The sequence below is a fragment of the Haloferula rosea genome, from assembly GCF_016595525.1.
Classification (GTDB): Bacteria; Verrucomicrobiota; Verrucomicrobiia; order Verrucomicrobiales; family Akkermansiaceae; genus Haloferula; species Haloferula rosea.
Map to the genome: position 1 here is coordinate 12,308 of NZ_JAENII010000015.1, position 22,477 is coordinate 34,784.

General features: G+C 61.5%; 19 protein-coding genes. 10 read left to right on the plus strand and 9 right to left on the minus strand.

All coding sequences use genetic code 11. The features are described from left to right. Positions 1-49 precede the first annotated feature (49 nt). From JIN81_RS16325 to JIN81_RS16355, 7 genes are all read left to right on the plus strand, one after another. Positions 50-457 (plus strand): cytochrome b562, encoded by a 408-nt coding sequence (locus tag JIN81_RS16325; RefSeq protein ID WP_200282374.1) that lies wholly within the window; start codon positions 50-52, stop codon positions 455-457. Positions 458-637: 180 nt separating this feature from the next. Continuing rightward, the gene (locus tag JIN81_RS16330) at positions 638-2,332 is read left to right on the plus strand and encodes a DUF3592 domain-containing protein (RefSeq protein ID WP_200282377.1); all 1,695 of its coding nucleotides are present in this window, start codon (positions 638-640) and stop codon (positions 2,330-2,332) included. Further along, positions 2,329-2,715 (plus strand): hypothetical protein, encoded by a 387-nt coding sequence (locus tag JIN81_RS16335; protein ID WP_200282381.1) that lies wholly within the window; start codon positions 2,329-2,331, stop codon positions 2,713-2,715. Before JIN81_RS16330 ends, JIN81_RS16335 begins: the two co-directional genes overlap by 4 nt. Further along, positions 2,703-3,281, plus strand: a complete 579-nt coding sequence (locus JIN81_RS16340; RefSeq protein ID WP_200282384.1) for a hypothetical protein — start codon at positions 2,703-2,705, stop codon at positions 3,279-3,281. Before JIN81_RS16335 ends, JIN81_RS16340 begins: the two co-directional genes overlap by 13 nt. 157 nt (positions 3,282-3,438) lie before the next feature. Then, the gene (locus tag JIN81_RS16345; RefSeq protein ID WP_200282386.1) at positions 3,439-5,007 is read left to right on the plus strand and encodes a sulfatase; all 1,569 of its coding nucleotides are present in this window, start codon (positions 3,439-3,441) and stop codon (positions 5,005-5,007) included. 91 nt (positions 5,008-5,098) lie between these two features. Beyond that, positions 5,099-5,974, plus strand: a complete 876-nt coding sequence (locus JIN81_RS16350) for an endonuclease/exonuclease/phosphatase family protein (protein ID WP_200282388.1) — start codon at positions 5,099-5,101, stop codon at positions 5,972-5,974. Between the two features lie 79 nt (positions 5,975-6,053). After that, positions 6,054-8,030, plus strand: coding sequence for an SHD1 domain-containing protein (locus tag JIN81_RS16355; RefSeq protein WP_200282390.1), 1,977 nt, complete (start codon positions 6,054-6,056; stop codon positions 8,028-8,030). Between the two features lie 41 nt (positions 8,031-8,071). On the opposite strand, the gene JIN81_RS16360 is transcribed toward JIN81_RS16355, so the two are convergent. Next, positions 8,072-8,701: an HAD family hydrolase gene (locus JIN81_RS16360; RefSeq protein ID WP_200282391.1), complete on the minus strand. Its 630-nt coding sequence runs from the start codon at positions 8,699-8,701 to the stop codon at positions 8,072-8,074. Positions 8,702-8,753: 52 nt separating this feature from the next. After that, the gene (locus JIN81_RS16365) at positions 8,754-9,677 is read right to left on the minus strand and encodes an SRPBCC family protein (RefSeq protein ID WP_200282393.1); all 924 of its coding nucleotides are present in this window, start codon (positions 9,675-9,677) and stop codon (positions 8,754-8,756) included. A 108-nt stretch (positions 9,678-9,785) separates the two neighbouring features. Here JIN81_RS16365 and JIN81_RS16370 point away from each other — a divergent pair, with 108 nt between their 5' ends. The 3 genes from JIN81_RS16370 to dnaE all read left to right on the plus strand — a co-directional run bounded on the left by JIN81_RS16370 (position 9,786) and on the right by dnaE (position 14,023). Beyond that, positions 9,786-10,124 carry a DUF2288 domain-containing protein gene (locus JIN81_RS16370; protein ID WP_200282395.1) on the plus strand — a complete coding sequence of 113 codons (339 nt, stop codon included), beginning with the start codon at positions 9,786-9,788 and terminating at the stop codon, positions 10,122-10,124. Between the two features lie 72 nt (positions 10,125-10,196). Next, the gene (locus tag JIN81_RS16375) at positions 10,197-10,424 is read left to right on the plus strand and encodes a hypothetical protein (protein WP_200282397.1); all 228 of its coding nucleotides are present in this window, start codon (positions 10,197-10,199) and stop codon (positions 10,422-10,424) included. A 128-nt stretch (positions 10,425-10,552) separates the two neighbouring features. Continuing rightward, positions 10,553-14,023 carry a DNA polymerase III subunit alpha gene (gene dnaE, locus JIN81_RS16380; protein ID WP_200282399.1) on the plus strand — a complete coding sequence of 1,157 codons (3,471 nt, stop codon included), beginning with the start codon at positions 10,553-10,555 and terminating at the stop codon, positions 14,021-14,023. A 28-nt stretch (positions 14,024-14,051) separates the two neighbouring features. Here dnaE and JIN81_RS16385 read toward each other — a convergent pair whose 3' ends face one another. The 7 genes from JIN81_RS16385 to JIN81_RS16415 form a co-directional block, all read right to left on the minus strand. Further along, complete coding sequence (locus JIN81_RS16385) at positions 14,052-15,392, minus strand: alkaline phosphatase D family protein (RefSeq protein WP_200282401.1); 1,341 nt, start codon at positions 15,390-15,392, stop codon at positions 14,052-14,054. 46 nt (positions 15,393-15,438) lie between these two features. Further along, a complete protein-coding gene (locus tag JIN81_RS16390; RefSeq protein ID WP_200282404.1) occupies positions 15,439-15,831 on the minus strand; it encodes a hypothetical protein in 393 nt (130 codons plus the stop codon). Beyond that, positions 15,828-16,418, minus strand: a complete 591-nt coding sequence (locus JIN81_RS16395; RefSeq protein WP_200282406.1) for an RNA polymerase sigma factor — start codon at positions 16,416-16,418, stop codon at positions 15,828-15,830. Before JIN81_RS16395 ends, JIN81_RS16390 begins: the two co-directional genes overlap by 4 nt. Before the next feature lie 15 nt (positions 16,419-16,433). Beyond that, positions 16,434-17,336 (minus strand): hypothetical protein, encoded by a 903-nt coding sequence (locus tag JIN81_RS16400; protein WP_200282408.1) that lies wholly within the window; start codon positions 17,334-17,336, stop codon positions 16,434-16,436. 70 nt (positions 17,337-17,406) lie between these two features. Beyond that, on the minus strand, positions 17,407-18,078 hold the full coding sequence (locus JIN81_RS16405; protein ID WP_200282411.1) for an ankyrin repeat domain-containing protein: 672 nt from the start codon (positions 18,076-18,078) through the stop codon (positions 17,407-17,409). Positions 18,079-18,273: 195 nt separating this feature from the next. Beyond that, positions 18,274-21,147, minus strand: coding sequence for an autotransporter-associated beta strand repeat-containing protein (locus tag JIN81_RS19535; protein WP_325100901.1), 2,874 nt, complete (start codon positions 21,145-21,147; stop codon positions 18,274-18,276). 439 nt (positions 21,148-21,586) lie between these two features. Beyond that, complete coding sequence (locus JIN81_RS16415) at positions 21,587-22,474, minus strand: tetratricopeptide repeat protein (protein ID WP_200282413.1); 888 nt, start codon at positions 22,472-22,474, stop codon at positions 21,587-21,589. Positions 22,475-22,477 lie beyond the last annotated feature (3 nt).

A 22,477-nucleotide genomic window follows, 5' to 3' on the forward strand; every position in this document is an offset into this window, starting at 1 on the left:
GGGCTGAAGGTTTGACAGGAAGCAGGTCCTACGCGTGTATCCGCAGCGTATGAAGAAGCTTCTCATTCCCGCTTTGGCTCTTGGTCTGTTCGCCTTCACCCCGGCGCAGGCTGATGAGGAAACCCCGCTCGGTGAGCAGATGGAAATCCTCAATGATTCCTACAAGGCTTTCCGTCGGACTGATGACCCCGCTGAAGGAGCGAAGTTGGCCCGCGAGGCACAGGCTTCCGTCATCAAGGGCATGAGCATGACTCCGGAGTTCGTGGAAAAGGGGGGGCACCCCGGAGGCAAGGAGAAGGCCATGGTTTCCTATCGGAAGCAAATGGCGCAGCTGCTGATCACCCTCTGTGAGGTGGAGGAGGCGTTCCTTGCGAAGGACATGGACAAGGTTCAGGAGCTGATCACTCCGCTCAAGGATTCCAAAAAGAAGGGTCACGACGAGTTCATTGAAGAGTGATGTTTCCGGGGTGGCCCGCGGCGGATGCCGAAGGCTTCCCACCAGATGATTTCATGAAAGGGGCATCCGTCGGGTGCCCCTTTTTCGTGTCCGTGTGGAGGGGTGTCGTTTGAATTCGGCAGGAACTTTGGAACGACAAGTCGTGGGAGACTCTGCTAGATCTCTGTTGTGCTCCGCAAGATGACAGCCCGCAAGTCGGGGGAGAAGATGAGCCGCGGCTGCGGTATGCTCTTCGGGATTGGCTGGACGGCCTTCAGCTCGATTTTCGTGGCGGTCGGCTTGTTTGCCTTCTGGAGCGGGGTGAAGACCCGGACGTGGGAGGAGGTTCCCTGCAAGATCCTGAAATTCGAGATCATCGATGTGGTCAAGGAGGACCCGCCGTTCAAGGTCGAGCTGGCGTATCGCTATTCGGTCGATGGCAAGAGCTACACGGGCACTCAACTCAAGGCGGAGTTCAAGGGTGAAGAGCAGTATGAGGACCTCGCTGAGATCGAGGATCGGATCTACGGTGGCGGTGAGGGCTCGGTGTGCTGGGTGAATCCCGATGACCCGACGGATGCGGTGCTTTTCCATGGTGGTGGAGACAGCTGGTTCGGGCTCATCTTCGTCGCTTTTGGCGGCGGCTTCGTGCTCATTGGTCTGGGGCTGATCTTTTCCGCATGGCGGGAAGGCAACCCGAAGAAGGCGGTGACCGAAGTCGGCGATGGCGAGGCCGATGGGAAACTTGGTGGGCTGTTGGGTTGTGGTTTTTTCGGGGTGTTCGCAGCGGTGGGTGTGGGCATGTTGCTGGGCTTGGTGGTACCCACCGGGTACCGCTATTTCGCCGTCAAGGGGTGGGTCGAAACCCCGGCGGAGGTAGTCTGGTCGCGGGTGCGGGAGAGTTCCGGCGACGATGGGCCGACCTACCGTGCTGACATCTTCTACAGCTATCAGTTCGAGGGGCGGAGCTATCGATCCAACGGCTACTCGCTGACGGGCGGAGGGGGCTCGAGTGGGCGGGATGGCAAACTGGAAATCGTGGAGGCGCATCCCAAGGGCAAGGCGATCACCTGTTATGTGAATCCCAAGCAACCGCGTGAAGCGCTGCTGAACCGGAGCCTCGGATGGTGGGCCCTGTTCGGTCTCTTCCCCTTGCCCTTCGCCGCGATCGGTCTGGGTGGGCTCTATGCGACCTTCATCCGCAAGGAGAAGCCGGCGGGAAAGAAGGCGAAGACGGGGAAGTCGGACAGGACGCCGCTGCGCATCGACCGAAGCCCCCCGTCGCGGAAAGGTTCGACGGTCGGGAAGCGTCTGCTGCACGTGCTCGGGGCCATCGCCATTGCCGCCTTCTGGAATGGGATCACTTCGGTGTTCGTGTGGCAGGTCTTCAAGGGGTGGAGGGACGGTGATTCGCCCTGGTTCCTGACTTTGTTCATGCTGCCGTTCGTGGCGGTCGGGATCGGGCTGATCATCCACGTGTTCTACCGCATCGTCGCGGTCTTCTCACCAATCTATGTGGTCGAGATCGGAGATGATACGATGTCGCCCGGCTCGCGCACGTCGGTGTCGTGGCGGCGACGCGGTGGCTACGGCAGTCCTCGTCGACTGAGTGTCTGGCTGATCGGTCGTGAAGAGGCCACCTACCGACGGGGAACGGACACGACGACGTCCACCGAATTGTTTTACGAAGAGTCGCTCTTTGAAACCGAAGTGAGCCAGATGATGCCAGCGGGGCGCTGTCGGCTCGACTTGCCCGAGGACGCGGTTCCGACCTTCGCCGGGAAGCACAACAAGCTGCAATGGTTCGTGGTGCTGGTGGCCGATGTGCCACGGCGTCCGGATGTGCGGGACGAGTATGAAATCGTGGTCACGCCACAGGGAAGGAGCAGGTCATGAGCATTCAATCGATCGAACTTGAGGGAGATGAGTGCTGCCAGCCCGGCAGCACCGTGCGGGGTCGGGTGGTGGGATCACGGATCGCCGGGGAGGTCCGCTTGTTCTGGAACACTTGTGGGCGTGGCACCGAAGAGGTCGGTGTGGTGGACCGGCAGCCCTTGTCCGGAGATGGGCGCTTCAGCCTCACGCTGGCAGAGGCTCCCTTCACCACGCAGGGCACGTTGGTCAGTATCGAATGGGGGATCGAATGGGTCGATGACTCGGGCGATGCCGTGGATCGCCGCGAGATTGTGGTTTCTCCCAGCGGCCGTCCGATCCGTCTTGCGCGGGTGGACGAACCCAAGAGTTCAAAATCCAAGCGGGTATGGAAATGGACGCGTTGAATGCACGCGACAATCCTTTCGCCACCCGGCGGGTGGAACGTTGTCTCGTCTTTGACCCGACACTGGTCGGCACGCGCTGGAGTGACTTGCTGGAACGGTGGGACCAGCTCGGTCGGCGGGCCTGTGTGGTGGGGCCTCACGGGGCGGGCAAAAGCACGTTCCTTGATGCATTCGTCGACCGCCTCGATGTGCCGGTGGTGCGTTTCTTTTTCAACCGCGACAAGCGGTGCTTGAGCGATGATGACTTGCACAAGATGGAGGACGGTCGAGGCAGGATCTGGATGGCGGATGGTGATACCCACCTCGGGTTTTCCGAGCGTCGGCGGTTTCATCGGGCGTCGAGAGAGGCGGCCGGATTTCTTTCCGCCCGCCACCGGACTCGAGGGCTTCCCGTGCTGCTTCGTCTGAAGCCTGACCTGGCGCTGGCCCGGGTGCTCCTCCATCGCGCTCACCCCGAGGGTGCTCCTTCACTCGAGCCGTTGGTTGTCGAGGCCTTCCGCCGTCGTCGCGGCAACCTTCGCCACCTGTGGCTCGACTGCTACGATCACCTAGCGGGGAGACGGTAGCCTTCCTGCCAGTGGTCCGCGGTGCGCGGGTCCTTGATTGGATCCCATGGCAGCGGGAAATGGGGAGCCGAGTGATTGGGCAATCCGTTTCAGTGAACCGCCAGTTGACTCATTTCGCCTTGGTTGGCGCTGCGGCCTGTGGCCAGAATGCGGGCTCATGAAGGATTTTTCATCTGCGTTTTTCGGTCTCGCCTTGGCGGCGGCCATGGTTCCGCTCTCCGCATCCGCGCGTAAGCCGAATGTGGTTTTCTTTCTTTGTGATGACTACGGCATCATGGACGTGGGGATTGAAGGCAGCACGTTCTACGAGACTCCTCGTATTGATGATCTGGCGCGGAAGGGGATGAGGTTCACCGAGGGGTATGCGACGTGCCAGGTATGCAGTCCGTCACGGGCGAGCATCATGCTCGGGACCTATCCGGCGAGAAACGGGATCACCAACTGGATCGGTGCGGCGGTGGGGGCCAGGCAGGCGAAGGCCAAGCGCCAGCCGATCATGCCGCCGGACTATGTCAGGGCCCTGCCGAAGGATGAGACGACCCTGGCCGAGGCATTCAAGGAAGGCGGCTACAAGACCTTCTTTGCGGGGAAGTGGCATTTGGGGGGAGAGGGTTCGTGGCCGGAGGATCATGGTTTCGACATCAACAAGGGCGGCTGGTCCGTCGGTAGTCCCGGTGGCGGCTTCTTTGCGCCATGGAAGAATCCTCGTTTGCAGAGTGGCCCGGACGGGGAGTCCCTGACCCTTCGGCTCGGCCGGGAGACGGCCAAGTTCATCAAGGAGAGTGGGGACGAGCCGTTCTTCGCCTACCTGTCATTTTACGCCGTGCACGGTCCCCTGCAGACGACCGAGGCGCTGTGGGAGAAGTATCGTGCCAAGGCAGCGAAGCAGGCAGCACCCAAGGAGCGCTTCAAGATCGATCGGACCCTGCCGGTTCGGCAGGTGCAGGATCATCCGGTGTATGCCGGCATGGTCGAGACCATGGACACCGCGGTGGGACTGGTGATGGATGCGCTTGAGGAAGCGGGCGTGGCGGAGCACACGATCGTCTGCTTCACGTCGGACAATGGCGGGGTGGTTTCCGGCGATGCCTACGCGACGTCCCAATTTCCCTATCGCGGCGGCAAGGGGCGCCAGTGGGAAGGGGGGATTCGCGAGCCGTATTACATCATCGCGCCCGGAGTGACACGGCCGGGTAGCACGACGGAGGTTCCAGCGACGGGAACGGATTTCTATCCGACGCTTCTGGAACTCGCGGGTCTGCCGCTGCGACCCGAGCAGCACGTGGACGGTGTGAGTCTGGTGCCGGTCCTGAAGGGTGGCAAAATCGACGAGCGGGCCTTGTTCTGGCACTACCCGCATTTCGGGAACCAAGGGGGTGAGCCGTCATCCATCATCCGGAAAGGCGACTGGAAGCTGATCCACTACTGGGCAGACGGACGTCGGGAGCTCTACCAACTGTCGGAAGACCAAGGCGAGACCGAGGACCTGGCGGCGAAGTATCCCGAGCGGGTGCAGTCGATGGGGGCGGAGCTGGAAGGATTCCTGAAGGAATCCGGGGCGAAGACGCCGAAGCCGTGGGCCGGCTACCAGCCGGAGATGGCCGAGCAGAACCGCAAGGTGGCCCTGCGTGTGATGGAACAACAGGAGAGGAGTCAAAGCCAGATGCTGGAAGAAGGCTGGAAGCCGAATCCGGACTGGTGGAGCAGCTCGAAAGGGACACCGTGAGTCCACGTAGGGGCGGTTTTTTCGCTGGCACCGGAGGCGTTTCTGGGGATGTTGCCCTCCGGCGGGGCCGTGGGTTTCGCAGTAAAACCCCATGATTTACCGGACCTACCGTCTCATTCTTGGCCTGCTTCTGGCCTTCAATTCCTTCGGCTGCTTCTCCGTTTCCCAGGTCGCTTCGCTCGGTTCTCCCGAGAAAGCGGGCGTGGTGGAGACGGATCAGGTTTCCCATTTCATCTGCTGGAATGTGCACAAAGCGAGCCATGAGCGCTTCAAGGAGGAGGTCGCTCTGTTGATGGAGGACATCCCCGAGGAAGACGGTGTCATTCTCTGCATGCAGGAGGTGCGGTCGTCGACTTACGAGAAGATCAAGGATCTGCACCGGGAGGATATCAGCGGCCACTACGCTCCGAGCTGGCGCTTCCCGCTGTCCCGGCAGTCCACCGGCGTCCTGACGATTGCGAATCAGTCGCTTCCGGCGAGCGGTGCCGTCGCTCTGCGCTCGCCGCGACGGGAGATGTATGTGGCTTCCCCGAAGATGTCGCTGCGCACGGCCATGCCGATCCAGGGTGGTGGCGAGGTGGAGATCATCAATTGCCACGGATTGAACTTCGTGACCGAGTCCGTGTTCCCGATGCAGCTGGACGAGGTGTTCGCCGCGCTGAAGACACCGGGAGCGCCGGCCATCGTGTGTGGTGACTTCAACACGTGGAGTGAAGCCCGGCTCAAGATGCTCCGCGACAAAGCCGAGGCGATGGGGCTTTCTGAAGTGGAAGTGGCTGGTGAAGAGCATTCACCCGCTCCGAAGTGGCTGCGACGCCTGAATCTGATCGATGGCTTCAACCCGGACCTCCGGTTGGACCGGATTTTCACCCGAGGCATCGAGGTCATCGATTGCCACAGTGACGATCGTTTCGAGAGTTCGGACCACCGTCCTCTGGTGATGCGGTTCAAGGTGAAGCGCGCTTGATCATCGTGGCCGGTGCTGCAGGTGCAGCCGGGGGATCTGAAGTTGACCTGTCGCCGGTATCTGTGGTTGATCCGAAACCATGTGTGTTTCGGAGGTGGCTCGGTTTCTGTTGGTGACGTTGTGTCTGGCGACGCTTGAGGCGAGGACGTGGACGGATACCTCGGGGCGCGAAGTGGAAGGCGAATGGGTGTCCTCCGACGCCCGTAGTATCACGCTCCGGCTGGAGTCCGGGAAAACGGTGACTTTTCCGCTGGCGAAACTGTCCGATGAGGATCAGTCGTATGCGACGAAGGTGGCTGCGGCAAATCGTCATCCGGCCGGTTGGAAACCCCTGCGGGTGCGGATGGAATACATGGAAGAGACGCCCAGGGCGGTGGGCATGCCGGGGGCATTTCATCGACTGGATGCCTACACGTGGGAGGCCGACCTGCCTCCTGGGGCGTGGATCCGGGTCGATACTTCCGCGGGGGCATTCGGCGGAGGCAGCCACCTTCTGCAGTGGAAGGGGGCGCCGGAGTGGCACTTCGATACGGAGGGGGTTTTCCTCTATCGCAGCAAGGGAGGAACATCCGCGCGCGAACTGGTGGGGGTTTCCGTGGGGAGTGGTGGTGGATCCAGCGCCCTCGATTCCGAGCAGCGGGAGAAGTTCCACAAGCTCGTGGCTGAGGTGGGGCCGGTGGAGAGTGTCAGCAGTGTGATGCTCAGTCAGATTGACCCGGTGCGTCCGTTGCTTGCCAAGCTGGATCCGCTGGCGGTGACCGTGCAGGTGGATCACCGGAGCGATTTCTCAAAACTCGCCGGGCTTCGGCGGATGAAGGCGGTCTATTTCAATGTCGGGCAGCTCCAGTCCTTTGACACGCTTGGCGAGCTGTCGTCGATCGAGTGCCTCGATGCCGGGAATGCCTTCACCTCGACCTTGGATGATTCGGGGGTGCTGGCGAAGATGAGTCGTCTCAAATTCCTTGAAACGGGAATGCGGAGCAGCAGCAGCTTCGCCGGATTCAGCCGAATGAAGGGGCTGGAAGCGATGTCGGTCCGTTGTTCGACTCCGGCATCACTCGAGTCCCTCGTGGGGCTGAGCCGACTTCATTCGATCGATGGTTTCAGCGTGCCGCCGGCCCTGGTCCGGCGCTTGCCGGGTCTGGTGCGCGTGGGGAGCCGCATTGACTCCCAAAAAGACGATGGGTCACCGCTTGTGATGGAGAAGGTGAGCTTCCTCCGTTTCGCTAGTGTCGAGCAGGTGGTGGCGTGGAAGCAGGCGGGAGGTTTGCCGTTTCTGCATGAGATCGAGTATCTGAATGGTGACCTCGGTGAGCTTGAGGGAATGTCATCGCTCAGACACGTGGGCATCTCATGCTACGGGGAGACATCGCAATCCGGGCATGGAGGCGCCACCCGGCTGCGGACCTTGCGCGTCAAGGGGAACGCGATGCATGCGCGGAAGGTATGGGAGGCCCAGGAGCAGCTGTATGGGCTCGGGATTGAGGTGTGGACGGAGGAATCCAGCCTACCCGGGCTGGCTGGTGTGGATGGGCTGCGGTGGCTCGAGCTATCCAAGCTGCCGAAACTCAAATCGCTCAAGGGGATCGGAGATCTCGGAGAGTTGTCGTACTTGGCCATCGAGAAGATGGATGCGCTGACCGATGTCTCCGATTTGTCGGCACTCACCGGAATGGAAGCCCTGCGTCTGGAAGGCCTGCCTGTGGTCGAGAAGCTGTCCTTTCGCGGGCTGTCGTCTCTGAAGGACCTGCGTCTTAGGGGTTTGGTCAAGCTGACCGGGGTCGATCAGGTTTCCGTTGCCCGGGCTCTCCGTCGTTCCAATATCAACGGCTGCCCTGCGATGGTGGACTGGGATGACTGGGGCGGGCTTGCCAGCTTGGAGGACTTTTATCTGGTCGGCAGAAGCTCAGAGACCGACCTCGCATCCTTGCTCAAGCTGGACTCGCTGCGGCAGGTCGATCTGATCTCGGTCAAGATTCCCGACAAGCAGAGACTGGAGGCCAATGAGCTGACCGGGAGCGCGCTGCTGGAGCGGGTAGAGGCTGCGCTTCGCTAGGGCGTCCGCTGGTTTCGCCGTGGGGGTAGGGGGGCGCGTCCTCAGAGGGACTCCAACGAGTCGAGCACGCGGTCGGCGGTGGAGAAATCGAGGCTGGCGGTGGTGCGATTCGGGACGGCCCAGACCTGAAGGCCTGCTTCCTTGGCGGACTTCACTCCATTGAGTGAGTCTTCGATGGCGAGGCAGCGCCCGGCGGGCTTGTCGAGCTGGCGGATGGCTTCGAGCCAAAGATCTGGGGCGGGCTTGATGCGTGGAGCGTCGCCGCGACACACGGTGGTGTGGAAGAAATCGCGCAGCTCGATCTTGTCGAGCCATCCATCGACCCAGGCGTGGTTCGAGCTGGAGACGACGGCCATGGGGGTTCCCTTCGCGCGCAGTCTTTCGAGAAGCGTGACGACGCCGGGCATGGGGCCGGCCTTTTCGAGGTCGGCGCGGATTTCCACCTGGCGATCGGCGTCGAGTTGGTGCCAGTCGAAGCTATTGCCGGTGAGGTCCTCGAGGTGGGTTTTGGGTGACCAGGTATCGAAATCCGAGCCGACGCAGCGGGTGTAGATTTCGATCGGGAGGTCGTGTCCGTGGCGCTGGAAGGTTCGCAGCCATGCCTCGTAGATGGCCCACTCGGTGTCCACGAGGATGCCATCGAAATCAAACAGGACCGCGTCGAAGTTCATGGGCGGAGACCATTGGTCGGAGGCCCGGGAATTCAACCTCCAAATGGGCGGCCTACTGTGTCGGGAAGTGGAGGGTGGTCACGAGCTCCTCCTCCGGGGTGCTTTGCGGATCGTTGCCGTAGATCTCGAATGGGGGGATCTTCCGATTCGGGGAGAAAGCCTTCGCTTGCTGGTGCATCATGCCTGCGGCCCAGGCGTTGCCGAGATGTCGATACGCTCCGGTGTGGCGGATCCGGAAGGTGTCGGTGGCGGGGATGCAGCCGAAGGTGCAGCCTTCCGGCGCCCTGGCGGCTATGGCTTCCACGGGGAATCCAACGATGTAAGCGGCTCTTCCTGCCACCGGGTCCCAGTCGAGATAGATCGAGAAGGGGGCGCCGGATGGTTCGATGCCGGCGGCTTCTGCCTGGCTCGCGAGCTTGCCCATGGCTTGTTCCATGGAGGATCCGATCTCCGGGATCGGGCACTGGCTGCGGACTCCGAGGTACTGGCATTCGGGCTGGGCTTCGATGCCGAGGAAATCGAGGGAGAAGCCGATGTCTCCGGTTTCGATCCGGTCCTTCAGCATGGCGAGGCCGCGGCTGTAGTCGGCGGCGACGAAGGCGCTCATCTTCCGCTTCATGAAGAAGAGGAAGAGCGGAAGGGAGCCCCGCATGGTCCAGGTGACGCGGGTGCCGGTGTCGGTGGCTTGGAGTCGGAATGCCGTGGTGTTGGTGGACTTCCATGGGCGGAGGAAACGAAGTTCACAGTCGATGGAGTGGGGCGGGTCCTCGTGAACGACGGTCATCGATCCGGCTCCGGTGATTTGTCCGTCCCATGAGTAGCTCGAGCCATCGGCGGAGTAGTCCAGCTTCGTGTCCGGTTCCGCCAGCAACCAGGGGGACCATGCGCGCCATGATTTGAAGTCGCGGACGGTGCGGAAGACGTCGTCGGGGGACGCTGCGATTTCGATGGATTCTTCGACGTGAAACTCAGGCATGGGGAGGAGGGATTGGCCCGCAGGCTAGCTGAGGCACGGGGGCGTGACCAGTTCGCATGCGGGAAAGGTCGGCTTGAGTCGGGTGTCAGAACCCGGCAAGATGAAGGCGTGAGCGACGAGGACAAGCGGATGAAGTATGCGATGCTCGGTGAGGACGGGCAGAGCGATGACGAGAAGATCGCCAAGTACACGGGTGAGGTCGGTTGGAAGTACCTGAAGCCCCACTTTCGCAGCGGGAACCTGCTGTGGGTGGATCCGGAGCTTGATCTGAAGGAGGTGGCCAAGGCCTTCACGGGTGACCAGACCGAGCAGGTCGCCGAGTGGCTTGGCCGCGGGGATCTTGTGCGCATCGGAGATCTGCACGCCGAGCAGTGGGAGGACGGGGACGATCAATTCCTCGCCGTGGTGGTCACGCCCTTCGTGCTGATGCAGCCGGCAGCCGGGTGACGGGATTGTCACGAGCTGGTGGTTCATCCGCCTGACTGAGGCGTCGTAGGTGGAGGGATGAACCGCGCCATCATGCTCATTCTTCCCCTTGGATTCCTGCTGTCGTCCTGCGCCCGGAATGCGGTGTCACCTGTGATGGTGGTGGAGCCGGTGGCCGCGGGGTCCGGCAAGGAACGGATCGATCTGGTTGGCCGGATTTCGAACCTGATGGCCTCCCACCGCCAGCCGACGCCCGGGGTTTCTGCGAAGGAGTCGATGGAGCAGGATGCTCCGGTGCCGGTGGTGCCACTCGCTGAATAGCAGGCTGCTGTGGGCGATTCGCAGGCTGCGTTTTCGTGGCGTTTCGGGGGATTCAGGTGGATTTCCGCAGGTCGGATATCGCCCTGTCTTGCCCTTCGGTGCGGGCGTGCGCAGAGTCGGTCGTCCCGATGTCAGATTCCTTCGTTCACCTCCACGTACACACCGAATATTCGCTGCTTGATGGCATGAACCGCTGCAAGCAGCTGGCGGGGAAGGCCAAGGAGCTGGGCATGCCGGCGGTGGCGATGACCGACCACGGCAACCTGTTCGGAGCGATCGAATTCTACCAAGCCTGCACGGCTGCGGGCGTGAAGCCGATCTTCGGCTGCGAGATCTACCTCGCGCCGGGCAAGATGGAGGACAAGAAGGACGTGCCCGGGCGCAAACGGGCGACCCACATGACCTTGCTGGCGGAAACCAACGAGGGTTGGCAAAACCTGCAGAAGCTGGTTTCGAGAGGGCACCTGGAGGGGTCCTACTACGGGAAGCCCCGGGTCGATCGCGCGGCGTTGCGTGAATTTTCGAAAGGCATCATCTGCCTGACCGGCTGCATGTCCGGGCCGGTGAATGAATGGCTGCTTGCCGGTGACCCTGCGAAGGCGCGCGAGACCCTGGCTGAGTTGATCGACATCTACGGCAAGGAGAATACCTACGTGGAGATCCACGATCATGGTCTGGAGAAACAGCAGCTGCTCATGCCCCAGCTGGTCGAGTTGGCGGCGGAGTTCGGGTTGAAGACGGTGGCGGCGAATGATGCGCACTTCCTGAACCGAGAGGACCATGAAGCGCACGACGTGATGATCTGCATCGGCACGGGGCGGTTGCTCATCGATGAGAACCGGATGCGCTACCCAGCCGAGGTGTATTTCAAGACCGCGGAAGAGATGCGCCAGTTGTTCGCCGAGGTTCCAGGGGCCTGTGACACGACCCTGGAGATCGCCGAGCGCTGCAATGTGGAGATCAAGCTGGATTCGACCAGTTCGGAAAAGTATCCGCAGTTCGATTCTCCGGACGGGTCCCCGCGGGACGAATATTTCCGCCGCGTTTGCTACGAAGGTCTGGTGACGCGGTATGGCGAGGCGAAGGCGAAGGACCCGGTGCTGACCGACCGACTCGACTATGAGATCGACACGATCAACCAGCTGGGGTTCGCGTCCTACTTCCTGATCACGGCGGACTTCATCAACTGGGGTCGTGAGCAGGACATCCCGGTGGGTCCGGGTCGTGGGTCCGCGGCCGGGTCACTGGTGGCCTACACGATGGGCATCACGGACATCTGCCCGATGAGGTTCGGCCTGTTGTTCGAACGTTTCCTCAACCCTGAGCGGGTCAGTCCTCCGGACGTGGACATCGACTTCTGCCAGACCCGCCGCCCGGAGGTGATCGAGTACGTCCGCCAGAAGTACGGTGAGCGTAGTGTCTCTCACATCATCACCTACGGCACGCTGGGCGCGAAGAGCGTGCTTCGCGATGTCTCGCGGGTGATGGGGGTGTCCTACGGGGAGGCGGACCGCATTGCCAAGATGATCGAGGCGAAGCCCGGGGTGAAGCTGAAGAAGGAATTCGACACCAAGCCGGAGTTGCGCGAGTTGATCGAAAGCTCGAGCACCTATCAGGAGCTGTGGGACTATGCGCTGAAGCTCGAGGGTCTGACGCGGAACGTGGGGGTGCACGCGGCCGGGGTGGTGATCGGTGACCGCCCCCTGGACGATCACGTGCCGCTCACGCGGGCCAGTGAAGGCGAGGTGGTGACTCAGTACGACATGGGTGCGATCACGGAAGTCGGCCTGCTCAAGATGGACTTCCTCGGACTGAAGAACCTGACGGTGATTCAGGACGCGATCCGCCACATCCATCTCCACACTCCGGATTTCGACATCTACAAGATCTCCCTCGAGGACCAGAAGACCTTCGAGATCCTGAACCGCGGGGAGACCATGGGGGTGTTCCAGTTGGAGTCCGGCGGCATGGTCGAGACGTGCCGCAAGTACGGGATCGAGAAGATCGAGGACATCATCGACCTTCTCGCCCTCTACCGACCCGGGGCGATGCAGTTCATCGACCAGATGATCGAGGTGAAGCGTGGCAAGAAGCCGTTTTACGAGCACCCCTTGCTCGAGGAGATCTGTGGCGAGACCTACGGGGTCATGATCTATCAGGAGCAGGTGCAGAATGCGGCCAAGATGCTGGCGGGCTACACGCTCGGTGGTGCGGACCTTCTGCGCCGTGCGATGGGTAAGAAGGACCCGGCCAAGATGGCGAAGGAGCGCACGAAGTTCGTGGCAGGGTGCAAGGAAACCAATGGCATCGACGAGAAGCTGGCCAACGCGATTTTCGAGAAGATCGAGATGTTCGCGGGTTATGGTTTCAACAAGTCCCACTCCGCGTGCTACGGGCACATCTCGTACTGGACGGCCTACCTGAAGGCGAACTTCCCGGTGGAGTTCATGGCGGGGCTGCTCTCGAACGAGATCAACAATACCGACAAGCTCGCGGTGTTCGTGGCGGAATGCCACCGGATGCAGATCGAGATCCTGCCGCCGAATCTCAATGAATCCCAACTCCGCTTCGCGCCGGAGAAAACCCCATCGGGTGCCAATGCGATCCGCTATGGTCTGGCCGCGATCAAGAATGTCGGTGAGGGAGCCATGGACCAGGCGATCAAGGAGCGTGAAGCCAACGGGCCGTTCCAGTCGCTCGATGAGTTCGCGAACCGCCTGGATTCCAAGGTGGTGAACAAGCGGATCCTCGAGAACCTGGTGAAGGCCGGGGCGTTTGATTGGACGGGTGAAACCCGGGCGGGGATGTTCAACCGACTGGAGCAGGTGAGTGCCAGTGCCTCATCGGCCCAGCGGGATCGTGCGGCGGGTCAGGTGGCCTTGTTCGACACGATGGAGTTCGGCGGTGCGCCGAAGGTGGAGAACCACGCGGGGGCCACCGAGGAGGTGGCGGAGTGGTCGAAGGACGAACGTCTTGCCACGGAGAAGGAATTGCTGGGCTTTTACGTCACCGGTCACCCGCTGGACAAGTTCCGCACGGTGCTGGACTCCGATCGCTATCACAAGCTGGGCCTGGTGGATGACATCGTGCTCGGGAACCCGCGGGATCGCTATGCGTTCGCGGGGATGATCCGGAGTGTGGAGGCGAAGGTGACGAAGAAAGGCAAGCCGTTCGGCGTGCTGGTGGTCGAGGATTTCACGGGATCGAAGGAGGTCGTGGTGTGGGGCGAGAGCTTCGTGCCGGCGCGCGATGCGGGGATCATGGTTTCGGGCAAGGTGATCCGTTTCAAGGCATCGATCCAGATCGATGACCGGACGGACCAGCGCCGCCTGACCGGGTCCGAGCTCAACGAGCTGAAGACGCGTGGGAAGGGGAGCAACGGGAAGTCAGTCGAGCTCTCGCTGTGGCCGGCGCGGCATTCCGAGCGCGACCTCGAGGAGATCCGCGAGGTGATCGAGACGCATCCCGGCGCGACTCCGGTGGTGATCCATTTCCAGAACTCCGCGGGCAAGCGGGCCACCGTGGAGCTGGGAGACGCCTACAAGGTGAGGCGTGGGGCAAAACTAGAAGCCGCCCTCGGCCGGTGGATGGAAGGGTGATGCGACGAGTTCGCTCCCTGTGGATGGATCAGTTGGAAGGGGCAGCGATGACGGTGGTGTTCACCGGTTTCCCGTCGACATCGTGGTGAATCACGGTGGCCTGATTTGGCTCGATCTCGACAGAAAGGAAGCCGCCCTTGACGCGGAGGAACTGGTGTTCCGGGCGCTTGTTGTCCTGACTCCATCCACCGGCATGTTGGTTGGAAGCCGGGCCGCAGCCGAATTCCTGAATGCCTGATTCGGGATCGATCGAGTGGTATTGCCAGTGGCGGTCGCCATTGATGACGAAGCAGCCGGGAATGCTCTTCAGGAAGCTGCGAAGCCGGTTGCCTTCGTGCTCGAAGCCGGCATTGGCGTGGTTGTCCTTCTTGTTCTTTCGATCGGGGCCGACGACGGGGGTGGCCGAGACGAAGAGTTTGAAGGTGGCGTCCGAGGCGGTCATCGAGCTTTCCAGCCACTTCCACTGTTCCTTGCCGAAGATGCTTTTCTCCGGACCGTCCTTCATGGTGTTGGGTGAGCGGAATTCGCGGCCTTCGGGGAGCCAGATTTCGAGGTGCTTGCCCCAGCGGAATTGTCGATAGGGTTTTTCGGACTGGGGGATCTGCTCACGCCAGACCTTCAGGCCCTGCTCCCAGGTGAGGTCGCCGTAGGTCTGCCCCGGCCAGCAGTCGTCCTTGAGGACGTCGTGGTCGTCGTGCATCCAGTAGCTTGGTGTCTTGCTGTGGAAATCGCGCAGGAAGGGTAGGGCGTAGAGGCGGTTCCACTTGTAGCGGGCGGTGGCGATGTCCTTGGCGAAGGGGTCGGGCTTGTCGTAGTAGAGGGTGTCTCCAGTCTGGACGAAGAAGTCGGGTTTCAGCGCGGCCATGGAGCGGTAGATCTTGTGGCCGTTCTTCAGGTCATCCCGGCGCGGGAAATCCTGGCAGGTGGAAACTGTGAAGCGGATGGGAGCTGCGGCGTCGGAGGCAGGGGCGGTGGTGAAGCTTTCCTGGATGCTTGTCCGGCTCCCATCGGCGCCTTTGGCGTAGCAGATGTAGCGATACTCGGTGGCCGGACGGAGTCCGTCGATCTTCACCTGATGGCAGTAGTCGTCATCCGCTGTGACGGTGTGGATGGCGGTCTGCCCGACGTCTTTTGGATCATTCTTCGGCCAGTATTCGAAGTGCAGGCTGCCGTCGGCACCGGGAACCGTCCAGTGTAGCTGGTCGGCATCCCACTTGTCGACCCGGTGGTTGGCCTCGGTCTCGGCGGTAAGCCGTGCCCAGAGGACGGCGGATTCGGGAGTGACTTCTCCGATTTTCACTCCGTCAGCCAGACCGACGGCGTGGGCGGAGGTGGTGAAAGCAAGGGCGATGAGGGCAACGAAACGCATTGCCTAACTACCGGGCCAATGCCGGTGAGCTTGCGGGAAATGTGTGTCACTCGGCCTGGGTCAGCGACGGCAGGCAGTTGATGAGGAAGCGGCCGGTGCGTTCCGCATCGCGTCGCAGGGCTCGCGCTTCGCTGCTCAAGGGGTTTCGGGCTACGAGAGGGAGATCCTCGACGGTTTCGGTCACTTCTGCGGTCGGCAGTTCGGTCGGCGTCGTCGTTTGGACGAGCTCGGGCGGTGTCGGGTGGTCGCCCTCGTTGCGGAGCAAGGCGACAAGCATGAGGACCGCGGCGGCGGGAAGGACGATCCACTGCCACCGGACCGTGGGTGATGGGGCGACCTCGGCCCGCACCCGGGCACGGATCTTGGTTTCCAAGGAAGCGGGAACCTCGATGGTCGGGGGCTTGCGGCGAAGCATCTGATCGATATTGGAGTCGTTCATGGCGTGGTTTGGGCGCTGTTCCAGATCGAGGGGAGAGGAGGGGGTGTGGCCGGTAGGGGAGGTGGCTGGTTGCGCATCTGCTGGAGATGGCCTGCGAGGGTCTTGCGGGCGCGGTGGAGCATCACTTTCACCGCACCTTCGCGCTTACCGAGGATTTTTCCGACTTGGGCGAGTGGCAGTTCGTCGTGGTAGTGCAACCACAAGGCGGTGAACGCTTCGCGGCTGAGTTGGGCCTCAGCGAGCCTCCAGATGGAGGTGTCCGGCTGCTCCACGGGGAGAACGACCTGCTCAGGCTCCGGGGTCGGCATGGGCTTGCGCTTCCGCAGCATGCTGATCGAGAGGCGTCGGGCGATGGTGAACAGCCAGGGGAGCAGGGGTTGCTTCGAGTCGTAGCGGTCGAACTTTCGCCATGCCCGGAGGAAGGTTTCCTGCGTCAGGTCTTCGGCGTCGTGGCGGTGACGGGTCAGGGTGAGGAGGAAGGCGAAGACCCGGGCGTGATACTTGGCCACCAGCCGGTCGTAGGCGGGCAGCGAGCCCGCCCGGCATTCGCGGGCGAGCTGGATATCTTCTGGATCGAGTGCGGCCACGGCGGGGCGAGGGTGTCAGTCTTCCGAGGTTTCGGAATCGTCATCGAGGTCGAAGGCGCCTTCGGCCTCCATCCACTCGACCATCATGGACGATGGCATGCTCATCGTCGAGTTGACGATGCGGCCTCCGCCGGACGTGCGGGTGGTGAAGGTCATGTCGCCGGAGTCGCTCAGGGCATCACTGAGTTCGCCAAGGGCGATGATGCCTTCCATGACGCGTTTGAAGCGCTGGCCGTCGCGTGGGTTTCCCGCCTCGAGCAGCATGCGGGCGTCCATCCGCTCGCCGGATTCATGCAGGGCGATCTTGAGCGCGTCCGCCTTGCCGAGCAGGCGGGATTCGTCGCCCTCCATTTCGACTTCCGAGAGCAAGGCGGAGCCGACGAGAAACGGACTGCCCTCGCCGTTGGTGGTGAATGGATCCGGTGTCATGCCATTGCCGGATTCGATCACGTCGAGAGCCTGATGCAGGAGGGATTTCTCGTGGCTGAAGATCAGCAGGGTATTGGTGGCGAAAGCGGCATGCTGGCGCTTGCCCTTGTCTTCCCAGGAGTGAACACCGAACGAGCCGTGAGTGTGGTGCTCGTAGTCTTCGGCGGCCTTGACCAGGCCTTCGAGGTGTTTGCGGTTGAAGCGCCCTTCAATGATGGCGACGGCCTTGTCCTTCCGGCCGTCGCCGAAGAGGGTGATGCTGTCGAGGTCGGTCATGGGGTTGACCGAAAACATCAGCTTGAGGGCGTTGAGTTGATCTCCGTGCTTGGCTTCGATGGCCTCGACCATGCGCTGACCGGGAGCGGTTTGTTTGGCGGCGGCGAGGTCGGCGTGCAGCCACCACTTGGCATCCGGGGCGACTCGGTCGGGTTGGAACTCGCCGGCGCTCAGGATGCCGGCGAGTGACAGGGAAAGGAGGATCGGTTTCATGGCAGATGGGATGTTGTGCCGCGAAGTACGCCACTTCTTGCACCAAGGTTACATCCGCCCGGAATCAGGTCTACTTCGAGAGGATGGCGATGGCTTCCTTGTTGTCGTGTTTTTTGGCCAGGTCCAACGCGGTCACTCCCTGCTTGGAGCGGACGGAGGGGTCGACCTTCGCCTTGAGCAGGAGGAGGATGAGTTCCTTGCTGCCACCGGGTGCCGCTTCGTGAAGCGGGGTGCCGCCGAGCAGGCTCAGGGTCATTGGATCCGCGCCTCCGTCGAGCAATGCCTTGGTGGTTTCGAGTTGGTTCTTGGCCGCGGCGTGGTGCAGCGGGGTCCAGCCGGACTTGTCCAATTCATTGGGCTTGGCACCGGCCTTGAGCAGTGCGGTGACGATCTGCGGGTTGTTCCGGGTCACGGCATGGTGCAGCGGGGTGCTCTTGGAATTGTCCTTCCGATTGGGGTCGGCTTTCAGCGAAAGAAGGACGAGTGTGATATCGGTCTTGTTGCGCAGGATGGCGAGGTCAAGGGGGGCGCGCGCTTTGGGGTCCTTCGGATTCAGGCAGGATGGGTCGGCGGCGGCATGACGCCGGACGTCCTCAAGGTCTCCTTTGGCGATGGCCGTGGCGATGTCCTTGTTCACCGGGTCGCCGACCGGTGGAGCGGTTTCTTCGGCGACAAGAGAGCCGGCTGAGGCGATGAGTGCGACGAAGACAGAAACGAGCTTGGATCGATGGGAGAAGGTCATGAGATCAGGTTCTACGGGGAATGGTGCCTGACTCTTAAAGCGGAATTGCTGGCTGGGAAAGGGATTCCCTGCAGATGAGGTCGATGCTGGCAGGAACGGCCGGGCATCTGGATGCATGCCGACCAAAAAAAAAATCCGCCCCGTGGGCGATGCCACGAGACGGATTGGAATGGTTCGGGAGTTTTGTTCCGCAGCTTATGGAGCTGGCGGGAAGGTCTCGCCCGCGGTCACCACCACGTAGAAGCGCTTGGTGTCGGCGACATCGTCCTCTTCGTAGGGTGAAGCAGCCACGTTGGTCGCGATCGGCGTCCAGTTCACCAAGTCGTCGGATGCGTAGATGTCGACGTCGCTGTCGGCTGTGAAGGCAAGTGTGACCTTCAGTCCCGAGTTGGTGCCCGGTCCGGTGGTGATGCTGTCCACGCTGACTTCGCCACCTGGGGTCACGATGGAGCCTCCTTCGATCACGGTGGATCCGGTGAAGGTGTTGGTTCCCGTGAGGGTCAGGACGCCGTCGCCCTTCTTGATCAGGCCGATGTCTCCGGTGATGTTGGCGGCCACCGTGACATCCGCGCCATTGGTGTCGATGACGAGGAAAGATCCTCCGCCGACGTCCCAGTTGACCGTATCGACGATGGACTGGATGTCCGCATCGAGGAGGTTGCCAGCTCCTGCGATGCCACCGAATCCGGCACCTGCGGCGACGTTCACTTTGGTGAGGTCGGGGATGGCGGTGATGTTGTCGAGGTTGAGGCAGCCGGCATCGACATTGGTGTCACCCGTGTAGGTGTTGGCACCGGCGAGCAGGATGTTGCCTTCGCCTTCCTTCGTGAGTCCGCCGTCCAAGGTGGCTCCAAGCGCGGGATCATGGATCAGCGCGGGCACAATGAGCAGGTCGAACCCGGCCGAATCAAAGATAGCGCCGCCTGCCTGCACGTTGCATGTCACGTTGGTGGTCACACTCTCGATGAAGCCACGGTCGGTGTCGCGGTTGCTCTCTGCCGTGATCGTGGAGCCGTTGAAGTTGATGACGCAGTCGCCCTCGTCCCCCACCGCACCGCGGTCATTGAAGAAGTTGAGACTGAAATCGGTCCCGTTGAGGTTGAGGGTCGAGGTCCGCCCTGCTCCATTTGCGAGCGAGAACTGATTCAGGTCGGCGGTGCCGCCATTGAAATTGACGACGCCATCACCATTGACTGCAGTCAGGAATTCCAGCGTGTTGACGTAGTTGCCCGAGTCGAGGGTGAAGGTGGAGGTGCCGGCACCGTCGCGGGAGAGTCCCCAGTAGCCGACGATGAACTCGCCACCGGTCAGCTCGACCGTGGTGCCTGCGAACTGGCCCGGGCTGGCCCCCCACTGTGATGGATTGTGATTTACGGTGGTGCCCGGGGCGATCTCGAGCGTGCCTTCCTCAATCTGCAAGCCGCCGCCGAGTTTGTTGATACCGGGAGCATTCATGATGAGACGGCCGGCGCCTCGCTTGTAGAACCGGCTGTTGTTTGTGGTCTGCCCGTCGACGAAGCCGCTGAGTGTCGTATCGAAACCATTGGTATCTAGCACAAAAACGGTGTTGCCATTGATGACGACATCGCGATCGACCGTCATGCTATCGAGAACGCGGAGGCCCCCATTTCCTCCAGCGGCCTTGAGGAAGTAGTTGAGGGGATCACCCAAGCTGCCGTCAGCCACAATCTCGATGAAGCTGCCGTTCTCGATCCTGATGGCATCATTGGCACCACCACCGAAGGTGTTGGCAGGGTTGTTCAGGGTGAAGTTGCCCGAGTCCCCGGCGAACCTGAGGGCGTTGCCTCCGATGCCCGAGCCGCTAAGCACCCCGTCGATTTCCATGTCGCGGCGAAGGAAGATGTCGCCCGGGGTGGCGGTGGGTGAGTAGTCGAAGTCTTCGGTGAAGATGACGTTGCCGATGGAGCTGCTGGGGTAACCGCCAAACGCAGCACTGGCGATGATCAGACGGTTGCCGCGGTAGGCGATTTGGTTTCCGACGAATCGGTCGCTGTCGATGGCCGCGAACCAGATGTTGCCACCTTTCGTCGTCAGCGTGCCGGTGCCCAGGGCATCATCGGCCGCGAGGTTGGTTTGAGCCCCGTTCAGAAAGATGTCTCCGCTGAAGGTGTTCGACGCGGCGAAGGTGTTGTTGGCCCCGTTGATGGACAGCGCCTGTGGGCTCGTGATGTCGAATGGAGCGCTGAAGACAGCTCCGGTGGCATTGATGTCCGGAATATTGCCATCAAAGGTGATGGTGCCACCCGTGAACTCATAGCCGGCGATCGCCGTCAGCACGTTGGTGGTCACACCACCTCCATCGACGGTGACCACACCTGGGGTGCCGCCGAAGGATGCCTCGTCGAGCCCCGTGGATGATGCTGGCCACGGAACCTGGCTGGAGCCGTCCCAGAAGTTGGATGTGGTGTTCGTGTCCCAGGTTCCGGTGCCGCCAAGGGCAACTCCGCCGGAAAGGGTGGGATCCCATTCAAGAGGATCAGGAGAGGGGATGGTGTAGACCCGGAGGTAGTCCAGAGAGGTGGCTTGTCCGGTGGCTGCAGTGAAGTCGTAGCGGAACTGAGTGAAGGCTCCCGAGGCCTCGCCTTCAAAGGTGAATCGGATCACGTGTGGCAGACCGTCCGAGGAGGAGGCCCAAGGTTCCGCACTCGTCAACCGGCGGTCACCCGAAATCCCGCCATTGGCGTCGCCCCAGAAGATGTCGAGACGGGAGGTGTCCGCGATGGCTTTGGTGACGGCCACTTCGATGATGGTGTCGAAGCCTGATTCGATGTTCAGTCCGTTGATGTTGACGTTCGGGTCTCCGCCGGTGGTGGTTCCTTGAATCTGGCCACCTGTCGGCGTTCCGGGATCGAGGGTGAATTGGCCGCTCGCGGCCCAGCCTTCGAGGTCTCCATCGGTGTCCCAGTTGACTGAGTAGACTTCGCTGTATTCGACGGGAATGGCGCCGGCTGGATCGATTTCGACCGTATAAGCGAGGGCGCTGTGGGTTGTGGCGAGGATCGCGCCGAGTGCCGTTAGGCTGCGGCTTGAATGTGTTATTGGGTTCATGATGATGGGTTGGGTTTGCTTGAGTGCGAACGATGGGCTCTGGAATTCCGGTTCGCGCGGGTTTCAGTGCTTGTTGTCGACCGGGTGGTGACAAGCCAAGCGGAGAAACGTTTCCTATGAAACGTTACTTGGTTGGCAAACAAGAATGCCTGTGGCGGTCTGAAGTCAATCCGGAATTCGACTCAACCCTCTGCGAATGGCGGGTGATCCGGTAGGTATGGATTCCGTGAGAATCTCAAAACTTCGTCTCAAAAATCATCAAATAGACCAGAAAGCGACATAAGTTGCCGTCAAATTTGGCTGATGGAAAGTCCGTTGGATTGTCCCGAGTTCACCGCCATCGCGACGATTTGCCCCTTTGGGTCATTCAATCGCAATCCTAGACAATTATCTGCTCTCCGAGTCGCCCTCTCGTGATGTTTGAAATCCATTAAGTAAATTACACTCCGGCTTTTCCGCGGACCTGGCCCTCGAGTCGGTCGGCCAGAACAGTTTCACCTTCGCCGCGGAGGAATTCACAGTAGTTGGAAGCGACGGCTTCGAGGTCTTCGAGGAACTCGTCCCCGAGGAGTTCAAAGGCGTGGAGGGATTTTTCGAAATGGCGGCGTGCCCAGGATTTGTCGCCGGTTTCGAGCAGGGCGAGAGCGAGGTTGTTGTGCGACTGGGCGGTGTCGGGATGATCTTCGCCGAATTGCTTGCGCCGTGCTTCGAGGGCCATCATGTGCATCTCGCGGGCCTGTTCGTGGTAGCCGGCGCTCTGATAGAGAGCTCCGAGGTTGTTCGAGACGGTGGCGGTCTCCTCGTGGTCGGCACCGAGTTCCTGGTGGAAGATCTCAAGGGCGCGGAGGAAATAACTCTCGGCAGCGTCCACATCGCCTGCAGCCTTTTTCAGGTAGGCGAGATTGTTCGCCATCAGTGCGACGTCGAGAAGGGCCGGAGGGTTGTTCTCGTCGAACAGTTTCAGCGCTTGCTCCCAAAGCTCGCTCGCGCGCTCCGGATGGCCCAAGGCATCGTGAACTGCGCCTTGGGCGGCGCTGATGCGTGCAACCTGAAGCAGGCGGTCAGGGCGGTTTTCGAGCTGCTCCAGGGCCTGCTTGTAATCCTCCCGAGCTTCTTCGTAGCGACCGAGCGAGCGGTACAATTCGCCGCGAAGCTCGAGGGTGGCGACAAATTCCTCGATGCTTTCGAGGTCTGGAGAGAGAGCCTGCTGGGCTTTCTCGACCGCGGCAGTGGCCGCGTGGATGGCTTCATCATAGTTGCCATCGGAAACGAGCAGATCCACGCGATCACGCAGAATCTGGATGAGCTTGGCGGTTGGGGAGTCCATAAC

Bases quoted from the DNA above. Each gene is read 5' to 3' on its own strand.
- JIN81_RS16325 (WP_200282374.1), top strand. From the start codon at position 50: ATGAAGAAGCTTCTCATTCCCGCTTTGGCTCTTGGTCTGTTCGCCTTC.
- JIN81_RS16330 (WP_200282377.1), top strand. From the start codon at position 638: ATGACAGCCCGCAAGTCGGGGGAGAAGATGAGCCGCGGCTGCGGTATG.
- JIN81_RS16335 (WP_200282381.1), top strand. From the start codon at position 2,329: ATGAGCATTCAATCGATCGAACTTGAGGGAGATGAGTGCTGCCAGCCC.
- JIN81_RS16340 (WP_200282384.1), top strand. From the start codon at position 2,703: ATGGACGCGTTGAATGCACGCGACAATCCTTTCGCCACCCGGCGGGTG.
- JIN81_RS16345 (WP_200282386.1), top strand. From the start codon at position 3,439: ATGAAGGATTTTTCATCTGCGTTTTTCGGTCTCGCCTTGGCGGCGGCC.
- JIN81_RS16350 (WP_200282388.1), top strand. From the start codon at position 5,099: ATGATTTACCGGACCTACCGTCTCATTCTTGGCCTGCTTCTGGCCTTC.
- JIN81_RS16355 (WP_200282390.1), top strand. From the start codon at position 6,054: ATGTGTGTTTCGGAGGTGGCTCGGTTTCTGTTGGTGACGTTGTGTCTG.
- JIN81_RS16360 (WP_200282391.1), bottom strand. From the start codon at position 8,701: ATGAACTTCGACGCGGTCCTGTTTGATTTCGATGGCATCCTCGTGGAC.
- JIN81_RS16365 (WP_200282393.1), bottom strand. From the start codon at position 9,677: ATGCCTGAGTTTCACGTCGAAGAATCCATCGAAATCGCAGCGTCCCCC.
- JIN81_RS16375 (WP_200282397.1), top strand. From the start codon at position 10,197: ATGCTCATTCTTCCCCTTGGATTCCTGCTGTCGTCCTGCGCCCGGAAT.
- dnaE (WP_200282399.1), top strand. From the start codon at position 10,553: ATGTCAGATTCCTTCGTTCACCTCCACGTACACACCGAATATTCGCTG.
- JIN81_RS16385 (WP_200282401.1), bottom strand. From the start codon at position 15,392: ATGCGTTTCGTTGCCCTCATCGCCCTTGCTTTCACCACCTCCGCCCAC.
- JIN81_RS16390 (WP_200282404.1), bottom strand. From the start codon at position 15,831: ATGAACGACTCCAATATCGATCAGATGCTTCGCCGCAAGCCCCCGACC.
- JIN81_RS16400 (WP_200282408.1), bottom strand. From the start codon at position 17,336: ATGAAACCGATCCTCCTTTCCCTGTCACTCGCCGGCATCCTGAGCGCC.
- JIN81_RS16405 (WP_200282411.1), bottom strand. From the start codon at position 18,078: ATGACCTTCTCCCATCGATCCAAGCTCGTTTCTGTCTTCGTCGCACTC.
- JIN81_RS19535 (WP_325100901.1), bottom strand. From the start codon at position 21,147: ATGAACCCAATAACACATTCAAGCCGCAGCCTAACGGCACTCGGCGCG.
- JIN81_RS16415 (WP_200282413.1), bottom strand. From the start codon at position 22,474: ATGGACTCCCCAACCGCCAAGCTCATCCAGATTCTGCGTGATCGCGTG.